The organism is Streptomyces sp. NPDC048650 (assembly GCF_043199095.1).
Classification (GTDB): Bacteria; Actinomycetota; Actinomycetes; order Streptomycetales; family Streptomycetaceae; genus Streptomyces.
In genome coordinates, this window is the sequence record NZ_JBICVM010000009.1 from 255,552 (window position 1) to 272,375 (window position 16,824).

General features: G+C 69.3%; 13 protein-coding genes and 3 pseudogenes. 8 read left to right on the forward strand and 8 right to left on the reverse strand.

Annotation, left to right across the window (positions count from 1 at the left end; all coding sequences use genetic code 11):
* Positions 1 to 85: 85 nt before the first annotated feature.
* Positions 86 to 3,322 (reverse strand): alpha-L-rhamnosidase, encoded by a 3,237-nt coding sequence (locus ACGFML_RS25755; protein WP_393547451.1) that lies wholly within the window; start codon positions 3,320 to 3,322, stop codon positions 86 to 88.
* 622 nt (positions 3,323 to 3,944) lie between these two features.
* Between ACGFML_RS25755 and ACGFML_RS25760 the strand changes: the two genes are divergently transcribed.
* A complete protein-coding gene (locus ACGFML_RS25760) occupies positions 3,945 to 4,964 on the forward strand; it encodes a LacI family DNA-binding transcriptional regulator (RefSeq protein WP_393547453.1) in 1,020 nt (339 codons plus the stop codon).
* Positions 4,965 to 5,088: 124 nt separating this feature from the next.
* On the opposite strand, the pseudogene ACGFML_RS25765 reads toward ACGFML_RS25760, so the two are convergent.
* Both ACGFML_RS25765 and ACGFML_RS25770 read right to left on the reverse strand, forming a co-directional pair.
* A pseudogene (locus ACGFML_RS25765) lies at positions 5,089 to 5,297 on the reverse strand (hypothetical protein); the annotation flags it as partial.
* Positions 5,298 to 5,496: 199 nt separating this feature from the next.
* Positions 5,497 to 6,072, reverse strand: coding sequence for a CGNR zinc finger domain-containing protein (locus ACGFML_RS25770; protein ID WP_393547455.1), 576 nt, complete (start codon positions 6,070 to 6,072; stop codon positions 5,497 to 5,499).
* Between the two features lie 103 nt (positions 6,073 to 6,175).
* Here ACGFML_RS25770 and ACGFML_RS25775 point away from each other — a divergent pair, with 103 nt between their 5' ends.
* The 6 genes and pseudogenes from ACGFML_RS25775 (at position 6,176) to ACGFML_RS25800 (ending at position 10,692) form a co-directional block, all read left to right on the forward strand.
* Complete coding sequence (locus ACGFML_RS25775; protein WP_393547457.1) at positions 6,176 to 7,348, forward strand: epoxide hydrolase family protein; 1,173 nt, start codon at positions 6,176 to 6,178, stop codon at positions 7,346 to 7,348.
* 202 nt (positions 7,349 to 7,550) lie between these two features.
* Positions 7,551 to 7,847: pseudogene (locus tag ACGFML_RS25780) on the forward strand (aldo/keto reductase); the annotation flags it as partial.
* Between the two features lie 425 nt (positions 7,848 to 8,272).
* Positions 8,273 to 8,482, forward strand: a complete 210-nt coding sequence (locus ACGFML_RS25785) for a hypothetical protein (protein ID WP_393547459.1) — start codon at positions 8,273 to 8,275, stop codon at positions 8,480 to 8,482.
* Positions 8,483 to 8,977: 495 nt separating this feature from the next.
* Positions 8,978 to 9,514: a restriction endonuclease gene (locus ACGFML_RS25790; RefSeq protein WP_393547461.1), complete on the forward strand. Its 537-nt coding sequence runs from the start codon at positions 8,978 to 8,980 to the stop codon at positions 9,512 to 9,514.
* 108 nt (positions 9,515 to 9,622) lie between these two features.
* A pseudogene (locus ACGFML_RS25795) lies at positions 9,623 to 9,877 on the forward strand (IS5/IS1182 family transposase); the annotation flags it as partial.
* 77 nt (positions 9,878 to 9,954) lie between these two features.
* Positions 9,955 to 10,692 carry a VOC family protein gene (locus ACGFML_RS25800; RefSeq protein WP_393547463.1) on the forward strand — a complete coding sequence of 246 codons (738 nt, stop codon included), beginning with the start codon at positions 9,955 to 9,957 and terminating at the stop codon, positions 10,690 to 10,692.
* 139 nt (positions 10,693 to 10,831) lie between these two features.
* On the opposite strand, the gene ACGFML_RS25805 is transcribed toward ACGFML_RS25800, so the two are convergent.
* The 4 genes from ACGFML_RS25805 to ACGFML_RS25820 form a co-directional block, all read right to left on the reverse strand.
* Positions 10,832 to 11,242, reverse strand: a complete 411-nt coding sequence (locus tag ACGFML_RS25805) for a hypothetical protein (RefSeq protein WP_393547465.1) — start codon at positions 11,240 to 11,242, stop codon at positions 10,832 to 10,834.
* A 305-nt stretch (positions 11,243 to 11,547) separates the two neighbouring features.
* Positions 11,548 to 12,210, reverse strand: coding sequence for an SGNH/GDSL hydrolase family protein (locus ACGFML_RS25810; RefSeq protein WP_393547466.1), 663 nt, complete (start codon positions 12,208 to 12,210; stop codon positions 11,548 to 11,550).
* A 72-nt stretch (positions 12,211 to 12,282) separates the two neighbouring features.
* Positions 12,283 to 13,863, reverse strand: a complete 1,581-nt coding sequence (locus ACGFML_RS25815; protein ID WP_393547468.1) for an FAD-dependent monooxygenase — start codon at positions 13,861 to 13,863, stop codon at positions 12,283 to 12,285.
* A gap of 207 nt (positions 13,864 to 14,070) precedes the next feature.
* The gene (locus ACGFML_RS25820; protein WP_393547470.1) at positions 14,071 to 15,282 is read right to left on the reverse strand and encodes a PP2C family protein-serine/threonine phosphatase; all 1,212 of its coding nucleotides are present in this window, start codon (positions 15,280 to 15,282) and stop codon (positions 14,071 to 14,073) included.
* 524 nt (positions 15,283 to 15,806) lie between these two features.
* Here ACGFML_RS25820 and ACGFML_RS25825 point away from each other — a divergent pair.
* On the forward strand, positions 15,807 to 16,160 hold the full coding sequence (locus ACGFML_RS25825; RefSeq protein WP_393547472.1) for an STAS domain-containing protein: 354 nt from the start codon (positions 15,807 to 15,809) through the stop codon (positions 16,158 to 16,160).
* On the opposite strand, the gene ACGFML_RS25830 is transcribed toward ACGFML_RS25825, so the two are convergent.
* Complete coding sequence (locus ACGFML_RS25830) at positions 16,119 to 16,592, reverse strand: MarR family winged helix-turn-helix transcriptional regulator (protein WP_393547474.1); 474 nt, start codon at positions 16,590 to 16,592, stop codon at positions 16,119 to 16,121. The two genes, ACGFML_RS25825 and ACGFML_RS25830, sit on opposite strands and share 42 nt — an antisense overlap.
* Between the last annotated feature and the right edge of the window lie 232 nt (positions 16,593 to 16,824).

Below are 16,824 nucleotides of genomic sequence, written 5' to 3' on the forward strand. Positions count from 1 at the left end.
GACCCCCGCGCACGCGATGACGGCCAACGGATAAAGCCGGTGACCCCGGCCGACCGGGGTCACCGGCCGACCGCGAGCGTCGGCCTCAGCTCTCGTGCACCGGCGTGAACCGGTGTGTGCCGGAGCTCGCCGCGAAGACGGCACATCCGTCCTCCATCCGGAGGAACTCCGATGTTCCGTGCGCGACTTGGGCGGCCTCGGCGGCGGGGATCCAGACCTCGGCGGTGGTGTTGGCGGGCACGGTGAGGGTGAGATGGAACCCGTCGTCGTCCGCCTTCCAGCGGGTGGCGATCGGGCCGTGGACGGAGTCGTAGCGGCCTTCCGCCCTGGTGACCCCGCCGCCGGGGCGCGGCCGGACGAGGATCTTCCGGAAGCCCGGTGCGGCCGGCGCGATGCCCGCGATGTTCGCGTACATCCACTCGCCCACGGAGCCGTACGCGTAGTGGTTGAAGGAGTTCATCCCGGCATCCTGGAAGCTGCCGTCGGGCTTGATGGAGTCCCAGCGCTCCCACATCGTCGTCGCGCCCTTGTCGATCTGGTAACCCCAGCTGGGGAACGACCGCTGGACGAGCAGCCGGTACGCGACGTCGGTGTGGCCGGTCAGGGTGAGCACGGGCAGCAGGCGCGGGGTGCCGAGGAAACCGGTCGACAGATGCCAGTCCTTGGCCTTGATGAGGGCGACCAGGCGGTCGGCCGCGGGGCCTCGGTCGGCGTCCGTGAGCAGGTCCATGGACAGGGCCAGCACATACGCGGTCTGGGTGTCGCCCTTCACCTTGGCGCCGCCGGAGACGTACGCCGTGCGGAAGGCGTCCCGCACGCTGTGGAAGAGCGACGTGTACGGTGCCGGGTCCTTGCCGAGCGCCTCGGCGGCCCGCGCGACCAGGTCGGCGGCATGGGCGAAGTACGCCGTGGCGATGACGTCCTTGGGGGTCTCGTCCTGGATGTTGAGCCAGTCGCCGTAGCCCTCGGCCGGCCGCAGGAAGCCGCTGCTGTGCTTCTCCAGGTAGTCGAGCCACTTCACCATCGAGGGCCAGGACTGTTCCAGGACCCGGGTGTCGCCGTACGCCTGGTACAGCGCCCAGGGCACGGTCACGCCGGCATCGCCCCAGCCCGCCACGCCCTTGCCGACCGTGCCGACAAAGGGAGCCACATCGGTGAACGCGCCGTCCTCCGCCTGGCCGTCACGGAGGTCGTCGAGCCACTTCGTGAGGAAGCGCCCCGACGCCATGTTGTACGTGGCCGTCGGCGCGAAGACATTGATGTCGCCGGTCCAGCCCAGCCGTTCGTCGCGTGCGGGTGTGTCGGTGGGGATGGAGACGAAGTTGCCGCGCTGGCCCCAGGTGATGTTGCGGTGCAGCTGGTCGAGCATCGGCACGTTCGTCGAGAAGTCCATCGTGAGGGGTGCGTCGGTGTGGATGACCCGCCCCACGACGGCGTTCAGCGGCGGCTTCCCCGGGTAGCCCGTCACCTCGACGTAGCGGAAGCCGTGGAAGGTGAAGCGAGGCTCGTACGTCTCCTTGCCGCCGCCCTTGAGGATGTACGTGTCGGTGGCGCGGGCGGTGCGGAGGTTGGTCGTGTAGAGCGTGCCGTCCGGGTTGAGGACCTCCGCGTGGCGCAGCCGTACGGCCGTCCCCGCCGTGCCCGAGACGGTGAGACGGACCGCACCGACCATGTTCTGGCCGAGGTCGTAGACGTGGACGCCGGGCTTCGGCTCGGTCATCTTCCGGGCGGTCAGTTCGCGCTCCACGCGGGTGGGGCCGCCGGCCTCGGCCACGAGAGCGGCGTTCACCTTGTCGACGCCTTCGGCTGCGGCCCAGGAGGCGTCGTCGAATCCCGGGCGCGTCCAGCCGTCGGTCTCCAGGCGGGCGTCGTACTCCTCGCCCCACATGATGTCGGCACTCGTGACGGGGCCGAGCGAGGCCCGCCAATCGGTTCCGGACAGCACGCGCTCGGTCGAGCCGTCGGTGTACGTGACCTCCAACTGGGCGAGGAACGCCGGTCGTTCGCCGTACTGGTGCGGACCGAACATGCCGACGTTCCCCGCGTACCAGCCGGCGGCGACGGTCACGCCGAGCGCGTTGGCCCCGGACCCGACCAGTTCCGTCACGTCGTACGTCTGGTACTGCACCCGCTTGCGGTAGTCCGTCCAGCCGGGCGCGAGCCGGTCCTCGCCGACCCGCTCGCCGTTGAGCCGGGCTTCGTACAGACCCAGGGCGGTGGAGTAGAGGCGCGCCCGCGCGACCGGCCGGCGCTTCAGGCGGAATTCCTGGCGCAACTGCGCGGCGGGGGCGGAAAACGTTGTCACCTTTCCCCAGGGGCCCGTGCCCCACTTCGCGATCACTTTCGCCTGCTGCCAGGAACCGTCGTCGAATCCTGGCCCACGCCAGTCCCCGCCGGGCTCCTTGTCGGTGGCCTTCCACGTGGCGTCGGTGGCGAACGAGCGCACCCCGTCCGCCGTCGTCAGCTCCAGGACGCCGAGGAGGCCGGCCGGGCTGACGGTGGCGTTCGTGGCGGATACGGCGATCACCGAGACGCCGGGACGCAGCTGGGCGGTGACGTCGACGAGGGCGGGGCGGCGCCAGTTCTCCGCCGGGCCGTCCGCATCGGCGTGCGCGACCCGCGTGCCGTTCACATAGGTGGTGCAGCCGTCGTCGGCCGTCACGACCAGGCGCGCTCGGGTCACCCCTTCCGGGATGCCCACCCGGCCGCGGAAGTAGCGGGTCCCCACCGGAGCCTCGGTGACCGGGTCGCCCTCCGGGAACCAGATCCACGAGGCGTCGTCCAGCGTCGGCGCGCCGACCAGCGCGGCGGGCGCGGCGATCCACTTCGCGGACCAGTCGGACGCGGCCGTCAGGCCGGTCTCCCACCAGGAGGGCTCACTCCATGCGCCGGCCTTGCCCCGGGCGTCCCAGACGCGCACCGACCAGTAGTAGCGGGTACGGGACGTGAGCGCCGGCCCCGCGTACGGCACCAGGACGGAATCCCGGGACATGACCTTGCCGCTGTCCCATACGTCGGGCTTCGCGAGGCGGCCCGCGGAACTGGCGACGCGTATCCGATAGGCGCTCTGCGCCTGCCCCGGCTCGTCGGACGTCATGGGCCAACTCAGCCTGGGGCGCGGCACGTCGAGGCCCAGCGGGTGGCTCGCATACTCCACTGTCGGCCCGGTCACGCGGACGGCCTTCGCGGCGTCTGCTGCTGCTCCTCCGGTGGTGGCTCCGGCTGCTGATGAGGCCAGTGAGGTGCCCGATGTGGCGGAGGCGATGGCCGTCCCCAGGGCTGCCGTGGCGGTCGTGCTGAGCATTCGTCGTCTGCTGATCACGGTCGGCTCCCTACGACTCGATGATGAATCGTTTCAGGGAGGGAAGCTAGGATGGCGAAAGTGGCCTGTCAAGGGCCGATGTGGGTCTGTGGCGAGTTCGAAGATTCCCAGTCCATGTCATTGACGCCGCTGTTGGTGCGGGGCTAGCTTCCGTGCACACTGCTGTGATCTCTGCTTTGAAACCTTTCATGGTCACCATCGGCTACTCGGCTACTCAGCTACTCCTCAACCCGTTGGCCTTTCGCGCTCGGCCTTTCGCGGACGGTGTCCATGGGGTGCGGCGGGGGAGTCGTCAGTTGTAGGGGAAGGCTGCGGCAAGGCCGGGAAATGCTGAGAAATGCCGAGGGGTTGCCGGGTCGGTGTTCGCCTCAAGGGCTGCGTCGCCGGTGGCCGGACAGCCAGGGCACGGTCCGCTCGATCAGTGAGGGCGCGGTCCGCTCGATCAGCCGGCCGTGTGCGGCGTGGGGAGGACCCCCGTCGAGAGGAACATCGCCGACTTCGGCCTTCCGGTCACCGCGGCGCCGGGGCTCTCCCCACCGTGCTCGGCCCCACACGCCACCAGCGCATTCGCGGGTAATCTGAACCGTTCCCGTTGCTCCTCGCCCCATGGAGGTCCCGCCCGATGGCCCAGTCGGTGGGTATCAAGGACGTAGCCCGCGCCGCCGGGGTGTCCGTCGGCACGGTCTCGAACGTCATCAACCGCCCGGACGCCGTCGCCTCCGACACACGGTCCCGCGTGCTGTCCGCCATCGACCGCCTCGGCTACGTACGCAGCGAATCGGCACGCCAGCTGCGCGCCGGACGCAGCCGCATCATGGGTCTGCTCGTCCTGGACATGGGCAACCCGTTCTTCGTCGACGTCGCGCGTGGCGCCGAGCGCGCCGCGCGCGCCGCCGGGCTCGGCGTGATGGTCTGCAACAGCGCGCAGAGCCCTTCAGAGGAGGCCGAGTACCTCTCCCTCTTCGCCGAGCAGCGTGTGCGGGGCGTGCTCCTCACCCCGGCCGACGCCAGCGGTCGCAACATCGAGAGCCTGCGACGGCACGGCATCCCGTTCGTCCTCGTCGACCGGGTCGCCGAGGGCACATCGGAGTGCTCCGTCTCCGTCGACGACGTCGCCGGCGGCGCCCTCGCCGTGCGCCATCTCGTCGACGCCGGTCACCGCAGCATCGCGTACCTGAGCGGCCCGCCTGGACTCAATCAGGTCAAGGACCGCCGCGTGGGCGCCCTTCAGGCCCTGGCCGAGGCGGGGCTGCCGCCCGAGGCGCTGCGCGAGCTGAGCACCGAACGGCTCGACGTCGCGGCGGGTCGCGACGCGGGCGCCCGCCTCCTCGGCCTCGCCGAGCGGCCCACTGCCGCGTTCTGCGCCAACGACCTGCTCGCCCTCGGCGTCCTCCAGGCGATGTACGCGGCCGGGGTGCGTGTCCCCGAGGACATCGCCATCGTCGGCTACGACGACATCGAGTTCGCGGCGGCCGCCGCCGTGCCGCTGACCTCCGTGCGCCAGCCCGCCGTCACCATGGGCGCGATGGCGGCAGAACTCCTCCTCGAGGAGACCGAGCCGGGCGACGAGCCCCACGAGCACCGCAGGGTGGTGCTGCAGCCCGAGCTCGTCGTACGGAGGTCGAGCCTCGGATCGCGCTGACGTGTGCGGGAACCGGCGGACGCGGGCGCCGAGTTCCCGGTCGATCGCGTCACCCATCACCACCAGGTGTGCCGGGCAGGGATTCCCGACTTCACTGCGACATCCCTGGCTCATCATTCCTGGCTCATCGCTTTCGAGGGTGTAGGTGGGATCTGAATCCACCGGTTTCCAGCAAACTCCTGGCGATGTGGTGGGTCAGGTTCCGGAAGCCCAGGGCGGAGCCGCTGAGTCGCGGAGCCGCTGAGTCGCGGAGGTGCTCGAGGTGCCCGTTGTCCCTTCGGTCGGGCCGTTGCTGGTACCGGGGCGGTCGAAGTACGCAAGAAGTCGACCCGCACTTCCGGCACCACGGATCCCGCTCGGCGACTCGGCACTCGATCACCGTCTGATCCGGCTCAAGGCGTTGCCCGACGACTTCCGGACCGAGTTCATCGGGACGGCAGAACCTGGTCGGACAGGGCGTGGCGAAGATGGCGTCGAACCTGTCGAGGTCTTTCGGACGGGCAGTGCAGGAAGAACGTCCATCCTGGAACGATCACTCCGCTGATCTGGGTTTCTTGCCCTGGTTGGCATGGAAGCGCGCCTTCTTCTGACGATTCCCGCACGTGTTCATGTCGCACCATTTGCGGGTGCGGCTTTGGCTGGTGTCGAAGAAGGCGGCTTGGCAGGTTGGCGATGCGCACAAGGCCAATTTTCCGTCTCGTTCGCCTGCGATGATGCTGATCGCGTCGGCGGCGATCACGCTGAGGGCATCTTCCACGCAGGAAGCCGAGCCGAGCCGCCATCGCCGCTTGCCCTCGGGCGTCAGGATCGCTGCGGCCCGACCCTGAGCGCTGCAGTCATTGATGACGTGGACAGCAGACGCAGGGAGAGCGTCCTGGACCGCGGCCGCTGTGGCGGCGGCGTGAATCGACTCCCTCAGTTCCCGAGCGAGGTCGAGCTGGGCGGTGGTGCAGGAGTTCACGGCGAGGCCGTACACCGCCAGCCAGTCGATGAGTCGGTGCGGCGTGGGAATGCGCTCCACGGCGTCGCCATGACGCTCCGACAGCGTCCCCGTGAAGCTGGTCGCCAGCACGTTACCGAGGCGGAAGTCAGGGAACTCAGTGCGCATGGAACCACCTTAGCTGGTTGCACACTGACGTGAAGGCATAGTAGAACCGTCTAAGCCGGTTCGCGATGGTCCGCATCCGGTTCCGCGACGGCCAGGAGGTCTCATGCCCCGTCCAACCAGCGACGTGCAAGCATTTGAAGCCCACGCAACTGACGCTGACCTCGACGATCTGCGCGCGCGACTGGCCGCGGCGCGGCTGCCGGAGGCTGAGACGGTCCATCGCGCCGGGCCCGACCCTCGCCGATGGGAACAGGGCGTTCCTCTCGCCGACCTCGTCGATGTCGTGAACTACTGGCGCACCGGGTACGACTGGCGGTCGTTCGAAGCGCGCCTCAACCGGATCGGCCAGTTCCGCACGATCATCGATGATCTGGGAATCCACTTCCTGCACCGCCGATCCGCGCGCGCAGATGCCACTCCTCTGATCTTGACGCACGGCTGGCCAGGCAGCATTGCTGAGTTCATCGATGTAGTGGACGAGCTGGCAGATCCGAAAGATGCAGACGCGCCGGCGTTCCACGTCGTGGTTCCGTCGCTACCGGGCTTTGGTTACAGCGACAAGCCGGCCACCACCGGGTGGGGAACCGAGAAGATCGCGGCCGCATGGGTGGAACTGATGGGAAGGCTCGGCTACAGCAAGTTCGCAGCCCACGGCGGCGACTGGGGAGGGAATATCACCACGGTTCTCGGCGGCAGGTTCCCGGCGCACGTTCTCGGCATCCACACCACGTTCGCGGAGGCGCCGCCCGGGTTGACGACGGACGGGCTGACGGCGGCCGAGCGCAAATGGACCGAGGAAACCCGCGATTTCTGGCGCCACCGCGCGGCGTACGCGAAGCAGCAGTCGACCCGACCGCAGACCATCGGCTACTCGCTCGTCGACTCACCGGTCGGGCTTCTTGCCTGGATCCTTGACAAGTTCGCCGAGTGGTCGGATACCGAAGACAGCCCGTTCGAAACGATTTCCATAGACCGCGTTCTTGACGACGTCACCCTGTATTGGCTGACGCGGACCGGCGCATCGGCGGCCCGCATCTACTACGAAAGCCACAACTCGCTGGACCCCGAACTTCGGGTCGACGTCCCGTCAGCAATCAGTATGTATCCCCGCGACATAGAGAAGTGTCCGCGTCCCTGGGCGCAGGAGCGGTACCGACAGATCGTCCGATGGAGGTCGCCCGAAAACGGGGGACATTTCCCGTCGCTGGAGGTTCCCGAGTATTTCGTCAAAGATCTGCAAGAGGGCCTCGCGGCAGTGCTGGCCGCTCATCGGTGAACGCGGCTGGTGCCGGCACTCGGTCACCGTCTGATCCGGCTCAAGGCGTTGCCCGGCGGCTTCCGGACCGAGTTCATCGGGACGGCAGAACGTGGTCGGACAGGGCGCGGCGAAGTTGGCGTGGAGCATGTCGAGGTCTTTCTGATGGTGGACCTCGACGTCTACCTGGCCACGCCCCCGACTGCGCCCTCAACGGCGAACAGTCACAGTCTTCGACACCGCGGCGTTCTACTTCTCCTGGCTGCGCTCCGCCAACGAGCTGATCAATTCGGCCCTGGCCACGTACCCGGACGACCTGGTCATCGCCACCAAGGCCGGTCCCGCACGGGATGCGTCCGGCGAGTGCATCGCCCGGGCGCGGCCCGACCAACTGCGCGGCCAGATCGAGGAGAACCTGCGCCGGCTGGGCCGCGACCACCTCGACGTACTCATCCGACACCTCGGCGTCTCCCGCGCCCGCCCCGCCCACCTGGACGAGGCCCTGGCGATTGCACCGGTGGATCGACGGCAATGCACCGTGACACCGGCCGCGGACAGCGCATGCGACCTGGCCCGTACAACGTGATGCAGGAGATCGAGAACGCCCGCATCGGCCAGGGGCCTCAACTCCCGGTGTTCGGCGCACCATTCGACGCCCTTCCGTAGAGGCTCGGCGCCTTCCGTCCGTCCGTACGTGAGCGGCTTCCACGGCCCCGACGCGGGCCAGTGTCGCCTTGCCCCGACGAGGCACGGCCGAGTGAGGCCGGGCCCAGGTGCGGGGAGCGCTTCGCCATCCTCCCGGTCAGGAGGGTCAGGAGTGTGCAAGGCCGTCGATCAGGCCAGACCGATGTGAGTCCGCCAATCCGTTCCACTCCGGCCCCAACGCAACCCCGCCTCCGCCACAGTGGCCCTCAACTGCTGTTGTCACCGTGGGGGACCGCTCGGGTGCTGACGATCAACGTTGCCGTATTTCTCCTCATCATCGTCGTCCTCCGACTCCGTCGACGCACCCAATCCCGCAGCCGCCGGGACGAGAAGTTGACCGTCGTCATCGTGCTGGCCCTGGGTGTCGTCCTCGCCCCCACACCCGTCGGCGAAGGCATCCTGAACGTCCTCACCCAGCTCGTGCACGGAGTCTCCCAGGCCGGCCGGTAGGGGATTCCGGCCGTTCGGTCGGGGCTGTGCCGCTATCGGGTGCTGAACGTCGCATCCTCCGTCAGATCGGACAGCGGCGTTCCGTTCAGGCCCTGGGACGGCTTCAGCGCCTCCCCAGGGCGCGCCACGAACGGCAGGCCGAACGTGGCAGGACCGTCCGCGGCATGCACGGCATCGGTCCCCGCCTCCGCACCGGACACGGACACGGACGAGTGATCGGCCGCAACGCCAACCACGGAGCACAACCAGCCAACGTCACCGGGTCCGCCCACCGCGGGCCGGTCACCGCACAACACTGAGCAGACCAGACCGCATCTCCGGGGGAACCGCATGGCCACACCCGCACGCCGACGCTCCGCCGCCACCCGACGCTCCGCCGCCGCCCGACGCCCGACCCGCCCGAAGCGCCGGCCCCGCGGCAAAGCCGCCCGGCGTCGTGCACGCGAAGCTCAGGCGTTTGTGGCCCTTCTCGTCGGGGCCTTCGTCATCGCGGCCGTGAGCGCCTATCCCGTCACCAGCACCATCGTCATCGTCCTCGCCACCGCCGCGGCCCTGACCATCCACCTCGCCCGCACCGGCCGGCTCCGCCTCCCCGCGGGCCTGGCCGGCGCAGCGGGGGCCGGGGCCTGCCGGGACGTCACCCACACCATCGCCGCCTACCAGAACATGGGCTACACCGAGTTCGAACACGCCATGGCAGACCTCGCCCGCCGCGACCCCGCCGTCCGCAGAACCGAGGTCTCCGGCGGCAAGAACGACCGTGGCCTCGACGTCCTCGTCCACCTCCACAACGGCGACCGCTACCTCCTCCAGTGCAAACGCTGGAAGGGCCGCGTCGGCTCCGAAGAGGTCATGAAGATCAACGGCACGTACCGGGACATCCACCACTGCGTCGGCGCGGCCATCATCACCACCAGCGCCTTCACAGCGGACGCCGAGCGCACCAACGCCATGCTGCCCAAGGCGCTACGACTCGTCGACGGCCGCGGCCTCGCCCGCTGGGCCTCCGGCGGCAGACCCCCCTGGGCCTGAGGCCGCAGGGAAACGCCATGAGATCGGACCGAAGCTGTCGTTGCAGTGCGAATTCCGCAGGTCAGCTGACCGATCGTCAGCCGATGGTGCTGCGAGAAGAGCTTCGAGGACGCCATCCCGCGCATCCGCGGCAGAACGGGGCGGGCACGCCACCGGCCCCGGCGGCTGTTCGTCGACCGCGGCCACGACGTCGACACGTACCGCCGCCCGCTGGAAGCGGGGCATCAAGCCGCTGGGCACCGGCACCCGGTGATCGCCCGCCGTGGTGCGCCGCACGGCTCCGGGCCCGGGACCGTGCGGTGGGTGGTCGGGCGGACGAACGCCTGGATCCACGGCTTCCGGCGCCTGCGGATGCGCTGGGACACCGGGACGACATCCGCGAGGCGCTCCTCGATTGCATTCGCATGCCTGCCCGATGGGGGGCACTTATGGTATGCGGCATGACGCTGCAACTTGTTCAGTTGAACTTCAAGGCCAGGGACGACTCGGCGCTCGGCCAGTTCTGGGCGGAGGTGCTCGGTTGGGGTGTTTCCAGTGAAGGGCCCGGCGTCACCAACCTGGAACCCGTGGGCTTCGACTGGCCGGACCCGTCCGCCGTCTGCATCGATCTCGTCCGCGTCCCGGACCCGGAGACGGTGAAGTGCCGCGTGCACCTCGAGCTTGCGACCACCTCCGACGCCCATCAGGCGGAGATGGTCGCACGTCTGAAGGAGCTCGGGGCGACGCCCGCCGATGTGGGTCGGGGCGACGTGCCGTGGACGGTGATGGCCGACCCGGAAGGCAACGTGTTCAGTGTCCTGGAGCCCCGGGAGCTCTACCGGGACAGCGGGCCGATAGCCGCCGTGGTCGTCGCCTGCGCCGACCCACGGGCCATGGTCCGGTTCTGGGGCGAGGCGATCGACTGGACCGTCCACGAGCTGACCGACGACCGCGCCCTGCTGCGCTCCGTCAAGGGCGTCGGGCCGTACCTGGAGTTCCGCCGCACGCCCGACGACGAGGTCGTATGGAACCGCGTCCATCTCGACGTGATGTCCGACCCCGTCGAGGATCAGGCGAGGGAGGTCGCCCGGCTCGAAGGTCTCGGCGCGACACCGGCCGACGTGGGGCAGGGTGATGTCTCCTGGGTCGTCCTGGCCGACCCGGCGGGCAACGAGTTCTGCGTCCTCGGCCGGGGCTGACGCGGAACTCCGTTCGGGGCTCATGGCGGTGCGGCAGTGCGTGGCGCCGGGCCCCGCCCTCCCCGGCCGCCGGGCACCGCACGAGCTGCCGGGCCCCGCACGAGCCGCCGGGGACCGCAAGAGCTGCCGGGGACAGCCGTCAGCGTCCGGTCCGTCTCGCAATCCAGGCTCGAAGGCGTTGGCTGAGCACGACATCATGCGGCAGCCGCTCCAGCTCCTGCGCGTCCACGTCCACACCGTGCCGCCTGAGGAGGTCGGCCAGGGTGCCCCAGTGGTCGGCCGCCTGCTGTTCATATGTCTCGCCGTCGCTCGGCTCGTCCGGCCCGACCACCACCCGGGCCGTACTCTCGATGTCCTCGACCGAGATCCACGCCCGCAAGTCCACTCCGCCGCCGTGCAGCGAGGAGCTCCAGCCGCGGTTGTCGAGCAACACCAGGCGGCGGCCGTCCGCAATGACGGCCTCAAGCCGTGCCGACACGGACATCTGTCGAGCGCCGCTGGCCACCTCGTCCAGATCGACGCGAGTGATCAAGCCGGTCGCAACAGTCATGCCACTTTCCTCTCGGCTTGCCCAGCGCTCGACTTGGGGCCGTTGGGTTGCACGGTCACGGTGTGGACGACGCGCGGGAGCAGCTCACCCGGGGCGAGTGGGCTCACACCGTTGACCATGATGCTATCCCTGCCCACCTGCTGCGTCTCATGGGTTGTCTCGCGGTCGTGGGAGCCGTACGGGACGTCGCCGGGCGAGCGCTGGCCGTCGGCCGGCTCAGCCGGCCCAGGTTCCTGCGGCCCGCCCGGGGACGACCGGCGAAGCTCCTCGCGATCGTCAGTGTCGCGGGCGATCGCGAGGCTCGGTCACGCGACCAGGCGCAGCCAGGCCGCCGCGAGTGCGGCGTGGCCGGCCGGCGTCGGGTGCACGCCGTCCGTGGCCCAGTACTCCGGCCCGGTCTCCGCGGCGAGCTCGGCGAACATGCCGTCGGTGGCGAGCAGTTGCGCGCCGTACTTGCGGGCGAGCCTGCGTACGGCATGGATCTTGGGGTTCAGGTCGGCGCGCCATTCCTCTCGCTCCTTCTCTCCGACGAGCGCGGCACCGGCCTCGACGACGCCGTGGATCGGCAGGAGGAACGGCTCTATGAGGATCAGCTCCGTGCCCGCCTCGGCGAGGGGGGCGAGCAGGCGGTCGTAGCCCGCTTCGAACTCCGCCACGGGGATCACGTACCCCTTCGGATCCAGCGTGTGCCAGCCCATGTCGTTGACCCCGACGAGGATCGACACCACGTCCGGGCGGGCGTCGAGCACGTCTGCCTGCCAGCGGGCTTCGAGGTCCATCACCTTGTTGCCGCTGATCCCGGTGTTCAGCCAGGTCACGGGGCAGTTCGGGTGCCGGAGTCCCCACTCGCCCACGACACGCAGCGGGTAGCCGAAACCGAGCCCGTCCTCGCTCGCCAGCCGTTGGCAGTCGGTGATCGAGTCGCCGGTGAACATCACGGTGCTTCCCGGTCGGAGAGTGATCGTCATGTGTGCTCCTTGAGCTCGGGTGAGGAGAGAAGAGCGGATGAGAGCGTGGATATTCCGGCGATCGAAACCGCCTCAGAATGCCCCTTCGCGTCCTTTTGGCGCCCGCGGAAACGCAAACGGAGCGGGGCAGTGGCTTGAGATTTTCGGGCCACCGAACCAGCGGCGGGCAGCCCGATCAAACTCCTCGCGATCGGGGGTGCGATCGCCTGCCCAGGCGACTATGCCGTCGGGTCGGACAAGCACGGCACCCAACCCGGGGTCGTTCTTCGCCGGACCGGCTACATAACGCATCCTGCTCTCCCAGCCCATCGCTGAACCGCGTAGGCATCGGTCGATGCTGAAATCGAGCGCGACGCCTCGTCCGTCCTGCATCAGGTTGCCGAGGCGAGTGCCGTCCTCGAGGCGAAGGTCCGGGGCGCTGCGGCCGACCAGTGGATGCTCGCTTCCGAGGTCGTAACGGATCGACGAACCCGACACCCGCTCGAACACGTAGGTCGTTCCGGCACGGGTCCCGATCAGGTCGCGAACCACTCCTTGGAGCGCCCGGGCATGCGGGTCCGGTCGCATGGCCGCCACTTGGGCGCGCGACCAGTCGAGCACGCCCGAGCCGATCGGATGGCGCTCGCGGGTGTAGGTGTCGAGAAGCCCGTCCGGTGCGTGCCCGTGCACGGTCGCCGCGAGCTTCCACCCCAGGTTCATGGCGTCGCCGATGCCGGTGTTCAGTCCCTGCCCGCCAAGGGGGGAGTGGATGTGAGCGGCGTCGCCCGCGAGCAGGACGCGTCCCCGCCGGTAGCTCGTCGTCTGCATCGCCCGATCGGTGAAGCTCGAGGCGAGACGGACGTCGCTCAGCGTCACGTCGGTGCCGGACACACGGCGCAGAACCGCCTGGAGGTGGTCGCGAGTCGGCTGCCGCGAGCGATCGAACACGCCGCCGTCGAAGTCCATCATGCCGATGTGGCCTTCCGAGGGCTGGAGGTACATGCCCGTCGGCGTCAGGGTGATCCCGGAGCGCAGCTTCTCGGGATCGGCGACGGTGGCGTGCATGGTGTAGCCGGTGAACTGTGGCTCGGTGCCGATGAATGCGAAGCCCGCGAGCCGACGCACCGCACTGCGTCCGCCATCGCAGCCGACGACCCAGCGCGCCGCGTACTCGTGCTCGCCGGCTTGCGCGACCGCGCTCTCTTCGTCCTGGCCGATGGCCGAGACGGCGACACCGCGCCTGATCTCCACGCCGAGCTCGGCTGCCCGCTCGGACAGCACCCCCTCGACCGCTTCGAGGTATGTCAGCATGCCCTCCATCGCCGGGCTGGGAAGCCGGTACGGCAGGGCGGCGACATCGACCTGGGCCGGATCGAGCACCATGCCCGCGAAATGGCCCACGCCACGAGGGGGTGAGGGCTCGTCCGTCTCGGGGTCCGCGCCGGGATCGTCGTGGGCGCCCGATGCCGTCAGCAGCTGGTGCAGCATCCCGCGGCGGTAGCACGCCTCGACCGACGCGGGGGACAGGCCCCGCATCCCGAGCGGCTTCGCCTTGAACGGGGAGTGGGGCTCGGGCTCCCGTTCGAGTACCAGGACGGAGCAGCCCGCGAGGCCGAGCTCGCAGGCGAGGAACAGACCGACCGGGCCCGCGCCCACGATCACTACGTCATGCATGAGAGATCCCCTTCTCCGACCCACGGCCGGACGGGTATCCGGCCGGACCTCTCGAAAGGTGCCGGACCTCACCGACATCGGGCCGACAGCTCCGACATGCCACCGACGGACCCCCGCTGACGGTCCTTCGAGCCGCCCGGCTTCAGCGCTTGCTCGACCCGAGCGGTACCCGAATGTTCTGTCCCTCGTACCCGGACCATCTGCTTCTCACGGTCGCCACCCCGGCGTCTGGTGCCTGCCCGGTCCGGCCGACCGGTCTCCTTGCCGGCCGAACCAGTCGACGCACAGCACCAGGGAGTCGTCCAGCGATTCCGCGTCGCGGTATTCGACCAGGTCGCGAAGCACGGCACGGGGCACGGCTGCAGCCGGGAGCAGCCTGCCGGCGTGGAGGGCCCGGGCCAGGGCGCGCTCTGCGTAGGCTTCTCCCTGTGGCGACTGCGCCGCGTACACGCCGTCGCTGACGATGAGCAGCCGATCCCCGCGCAGTACCTCGAAATCCTGCGTCTTGTAGTGGGTTTCCTCGAACATGCCGAGCGGCATCTGCGGTTCGAGTCCTATGCGCTCGATCGTCTTTCCCCGCAGTCGCCACAGTTGGGGTGAGCCTGCATCCACGGCCTGGACTCGGCCCGTTGCGAGGTCGAAGCGCAGCAGCAGGGTGGATACATGGGCGGCTCCCCGGTATTGGGCATAGAGGGCCTGGTCGGCCAGCGCTGCCTGGTCCTCGATGCTGATGCCGGCCCGGCGTGCGTTGCGCAGCGCGTTCACGGCGAGGTGGGTGAGCATCGAGGCGTCGACGCCGGTGCCCATGCCGTCGGTGACGGTGAGGGTCAGCTGGTGGGCGTCCGAGGCCCAGTCGTAGTTGTCGCCGTGGGTGTCATAAGCGGGTTCGAGTTGGGCGCCTATGGCGTATTCGTCGGTGGAACAGGCCCTGGCCGGCAGAAGCTGCCACTGCATTTCGGCGGCCAGGGTGAGCCGGTTGATACGTCGCGCCTGTTGGTAGACGTCGGTGTCGCGTTCCGCCACGAGGAGCTCGTGGCCGAGCAGACCGGCCACGTGGACAAGGTCGTCGACGGCTTCCGGAACGGACCGTTCGACGGGCAGCCGAACGGTCAGGATGCCGGTGCGCTCCCCGCGGACGGTCACCGGAAGGTGGTGGTCGACGACGTCCGCTTGCTGGGCCTGCTGATGGGGTTGCTGACTGCCGAAGGCCCTGCCTTCGGCGCTGTTGGCGAGGGGGACGGGTGTGGCAGCCGCCCCCACCGCATCGAAGGGAGCGAGGGCGGTGGCCGCGTAGTCCGCGAGCAGCAACTCCACGGAGAGTGCTCCGTAGCCTGTGGCGAGTGCCTCGCGAAGTGTGTCCACCAGAGCATGCGGGGGCGACGCTTGCAAGGCTCGTGCTACCTCAAGGCGTTGAGTCATCACTCAGGCATTCTTCGTCCGTGGACGAGGGCAAAGGTGGGGTCGGCCGGGTGCTGGGCCGAAGGAACGGTGTGCTCGGGGGCCCGCTACGGTGGCCGCCCGTCCCCCGTGAGCGCGGAAGGGCCGGTGGCCCTCGCGCAGTTGCACTGGCCGAGGCGCAGGTGGGGGGCAGGAGACGGCTGGATGCGTGGCACGCGGCGGCCTCCTCCCCACTCGCACAGGAGGGTGACAGCCCACGCATCGTCGGCGGCCACGCTCATGTTCTGACAGCGCGTAGCGGATCTCAGGCCGCTGTTGTCCCAAGCCACGCCAGGCGTAGCCGCCTTGTGCTGTGACGAGAACAGATTGTTGCCTTATGGCGAATGTTGTCAAATGGCAACTATCGCTTCTATCCTGGACCGAGCTGGTCACCGTCCCGTGCGAACGTCCGGACCGGTGAGTTGCTCAAGCCCCTAGCCCCTACAGCGAGGTTCACCGTGCTGCCCCAGCCCAGTGGAGGCCGACCGATCGAGACAGAGAGGCTCGTGTGGCAAGGGCGAGACGCTCTGATCGTCGCCATCACGGGGGACCTTGATGTCGACAACGTCGTGCCCCTCGACACGATCCTGAGTGAGGCGGCCGAGGGCGGCATATCGCCCGTTGTCGTCGACCTGTCCGCAGCCACGTTCGCAGACTCCACCACGGTCAATGTCCTGCTCCAGGCGCACACCGCGCTGGGACCGGCCCTGCGCCTCGCCTCCCCTTCCGCCGTTTTGGAACGACTCTTCACCATCACCGGGCTCGACACGGTCCTGCCGCTCTACGCGTCCGTGACCGAGGCCCTCGAGGCCGAGCCGTCAGCCCCCCTCGGAACCGACGGCGGCGACCGCGAAGACTAGTTCTCCCAGCGCCCCGACCAGCGCGCATCGCTTCTCCGTCGGCATCCGCCGCAACACCGCCGCCATTCGTGCCCGCCGCTTCGCCCCGAACTCCTCCAGCAGTGCACGACCCTCACGGCTCACGTCCAGCCCGATCTCGCGCCGGTCGCCGGGCGCCGGCCGGCGAAGGAGCAGGCCCGCAGCCTCCAAGGCGGCACAGACCCGGCTGGCGCGGGGGAGGTCGAGTCCCACGGCAGCGGCAACCGCGGTCAGATTCCGTCCGGGAGAGTCCGAGACGAAGCACATCACTTTCAAGCCGTGGGCGGTCAGCCGCGGCTCCGTCGAGGCGGCCACCTCTCTCAGCAGGTCCGCGACCGCCTCGACCGCGGTAGCCAGTTGTTCCGCAGCCTCGCGCTGCGCCTCCCTCGGCAATTCGGGGCCGTGGCCTTGCATGAGCGCATCCCGTTTCTCGGCGACCGGCGGCAAACGTGGTGCGCCGGGAGGCCGCGGGCGGAACCCTCCGAGGAGCATCCGACGGCGCACGCTTCTCTATGCCCTTCCCGGTTGTCCCCGGATCACACAGCATCGTCCTGGGCCACGACACGACACGACACGACACGACACGGCACCGACACGGCGACGGGACGACCTTCAGCGCGCCCGGCCCGCCTGCGTCGGGTGGCCG

What these genes read in the sequence shown, in the direction of transcription:
- ACGFML_RS25760 (WP_393547453.1), top strand. Translation starts at nt 3,945, where the DNA reads ATGGCCCAGTCGGTGGGTATCAAGGACGTAGCCCGCGCCGCCGGGGTG.
- ACGFML_RS25770 (WP_393547455.1), bottom strand. Translation starts at nt 6,072, where the DNA reads ATGCGCACTGAGTTCCCTGACTTCCGCCTCGGTAACGTGCTGGCGACC.
- ACGFML_RS25775 (WP_393547457.1), top strand. Translation starts at nt 6,176, where the DNA reads ATGCCCCGTCCAACCAGCGACGTGCAAGCATTTGAAGCCCACGCAACT.
- ACGFML_RS25800 (WP_393547463.1), top strand. Translation starts at nt 9,955, where the DNA reads ATGACGCTGCAACTTGTTCAGTTGAACTTCAAGGCCAGGGACGACTCG.
- ACGFML_RS25805 (WP_393547465.1), bottom strand. Translation starts at nt 11,242, where the DNA reads ATGACTGTTGCGACCGGCTTGATCACTCGCGTCGATCTGGACGAGGTG.
- ACGFML_RS25810 (WP_393547466.1), bottom strand. Translation starts at nt 12,210, where the DNA reads ATGACGATCACTCTCCGACCGGGAAGCACCGTGATGTTCACCGGCGAC.
- ACGFML_RS25815 (WP_393547468.1), bottom strand. Translation starts at nt 13,863, where the DNA reads ATGCATGACGTAGTGATCGTGGGCGCGGGCCCGGTCGGTCTGTTCCTC.
- ACGFML_RS25820 (WP_393547470.1), bottom strand. Translation starts at nt 15,282, where the DNA reads ATGACTCAACGCCTTGAGGTAGCACGAGCCTTGCAAGCGTCGCCCCCG.
- ACGFML_RS25830 (WP_393547474.1), bottom strand. Translation starts at nt 16,592, where the DNA reads ATGCAAGGCCACGGCCCCGAATTGCCGAGGGAGGCGCAGCGCGAGGCT.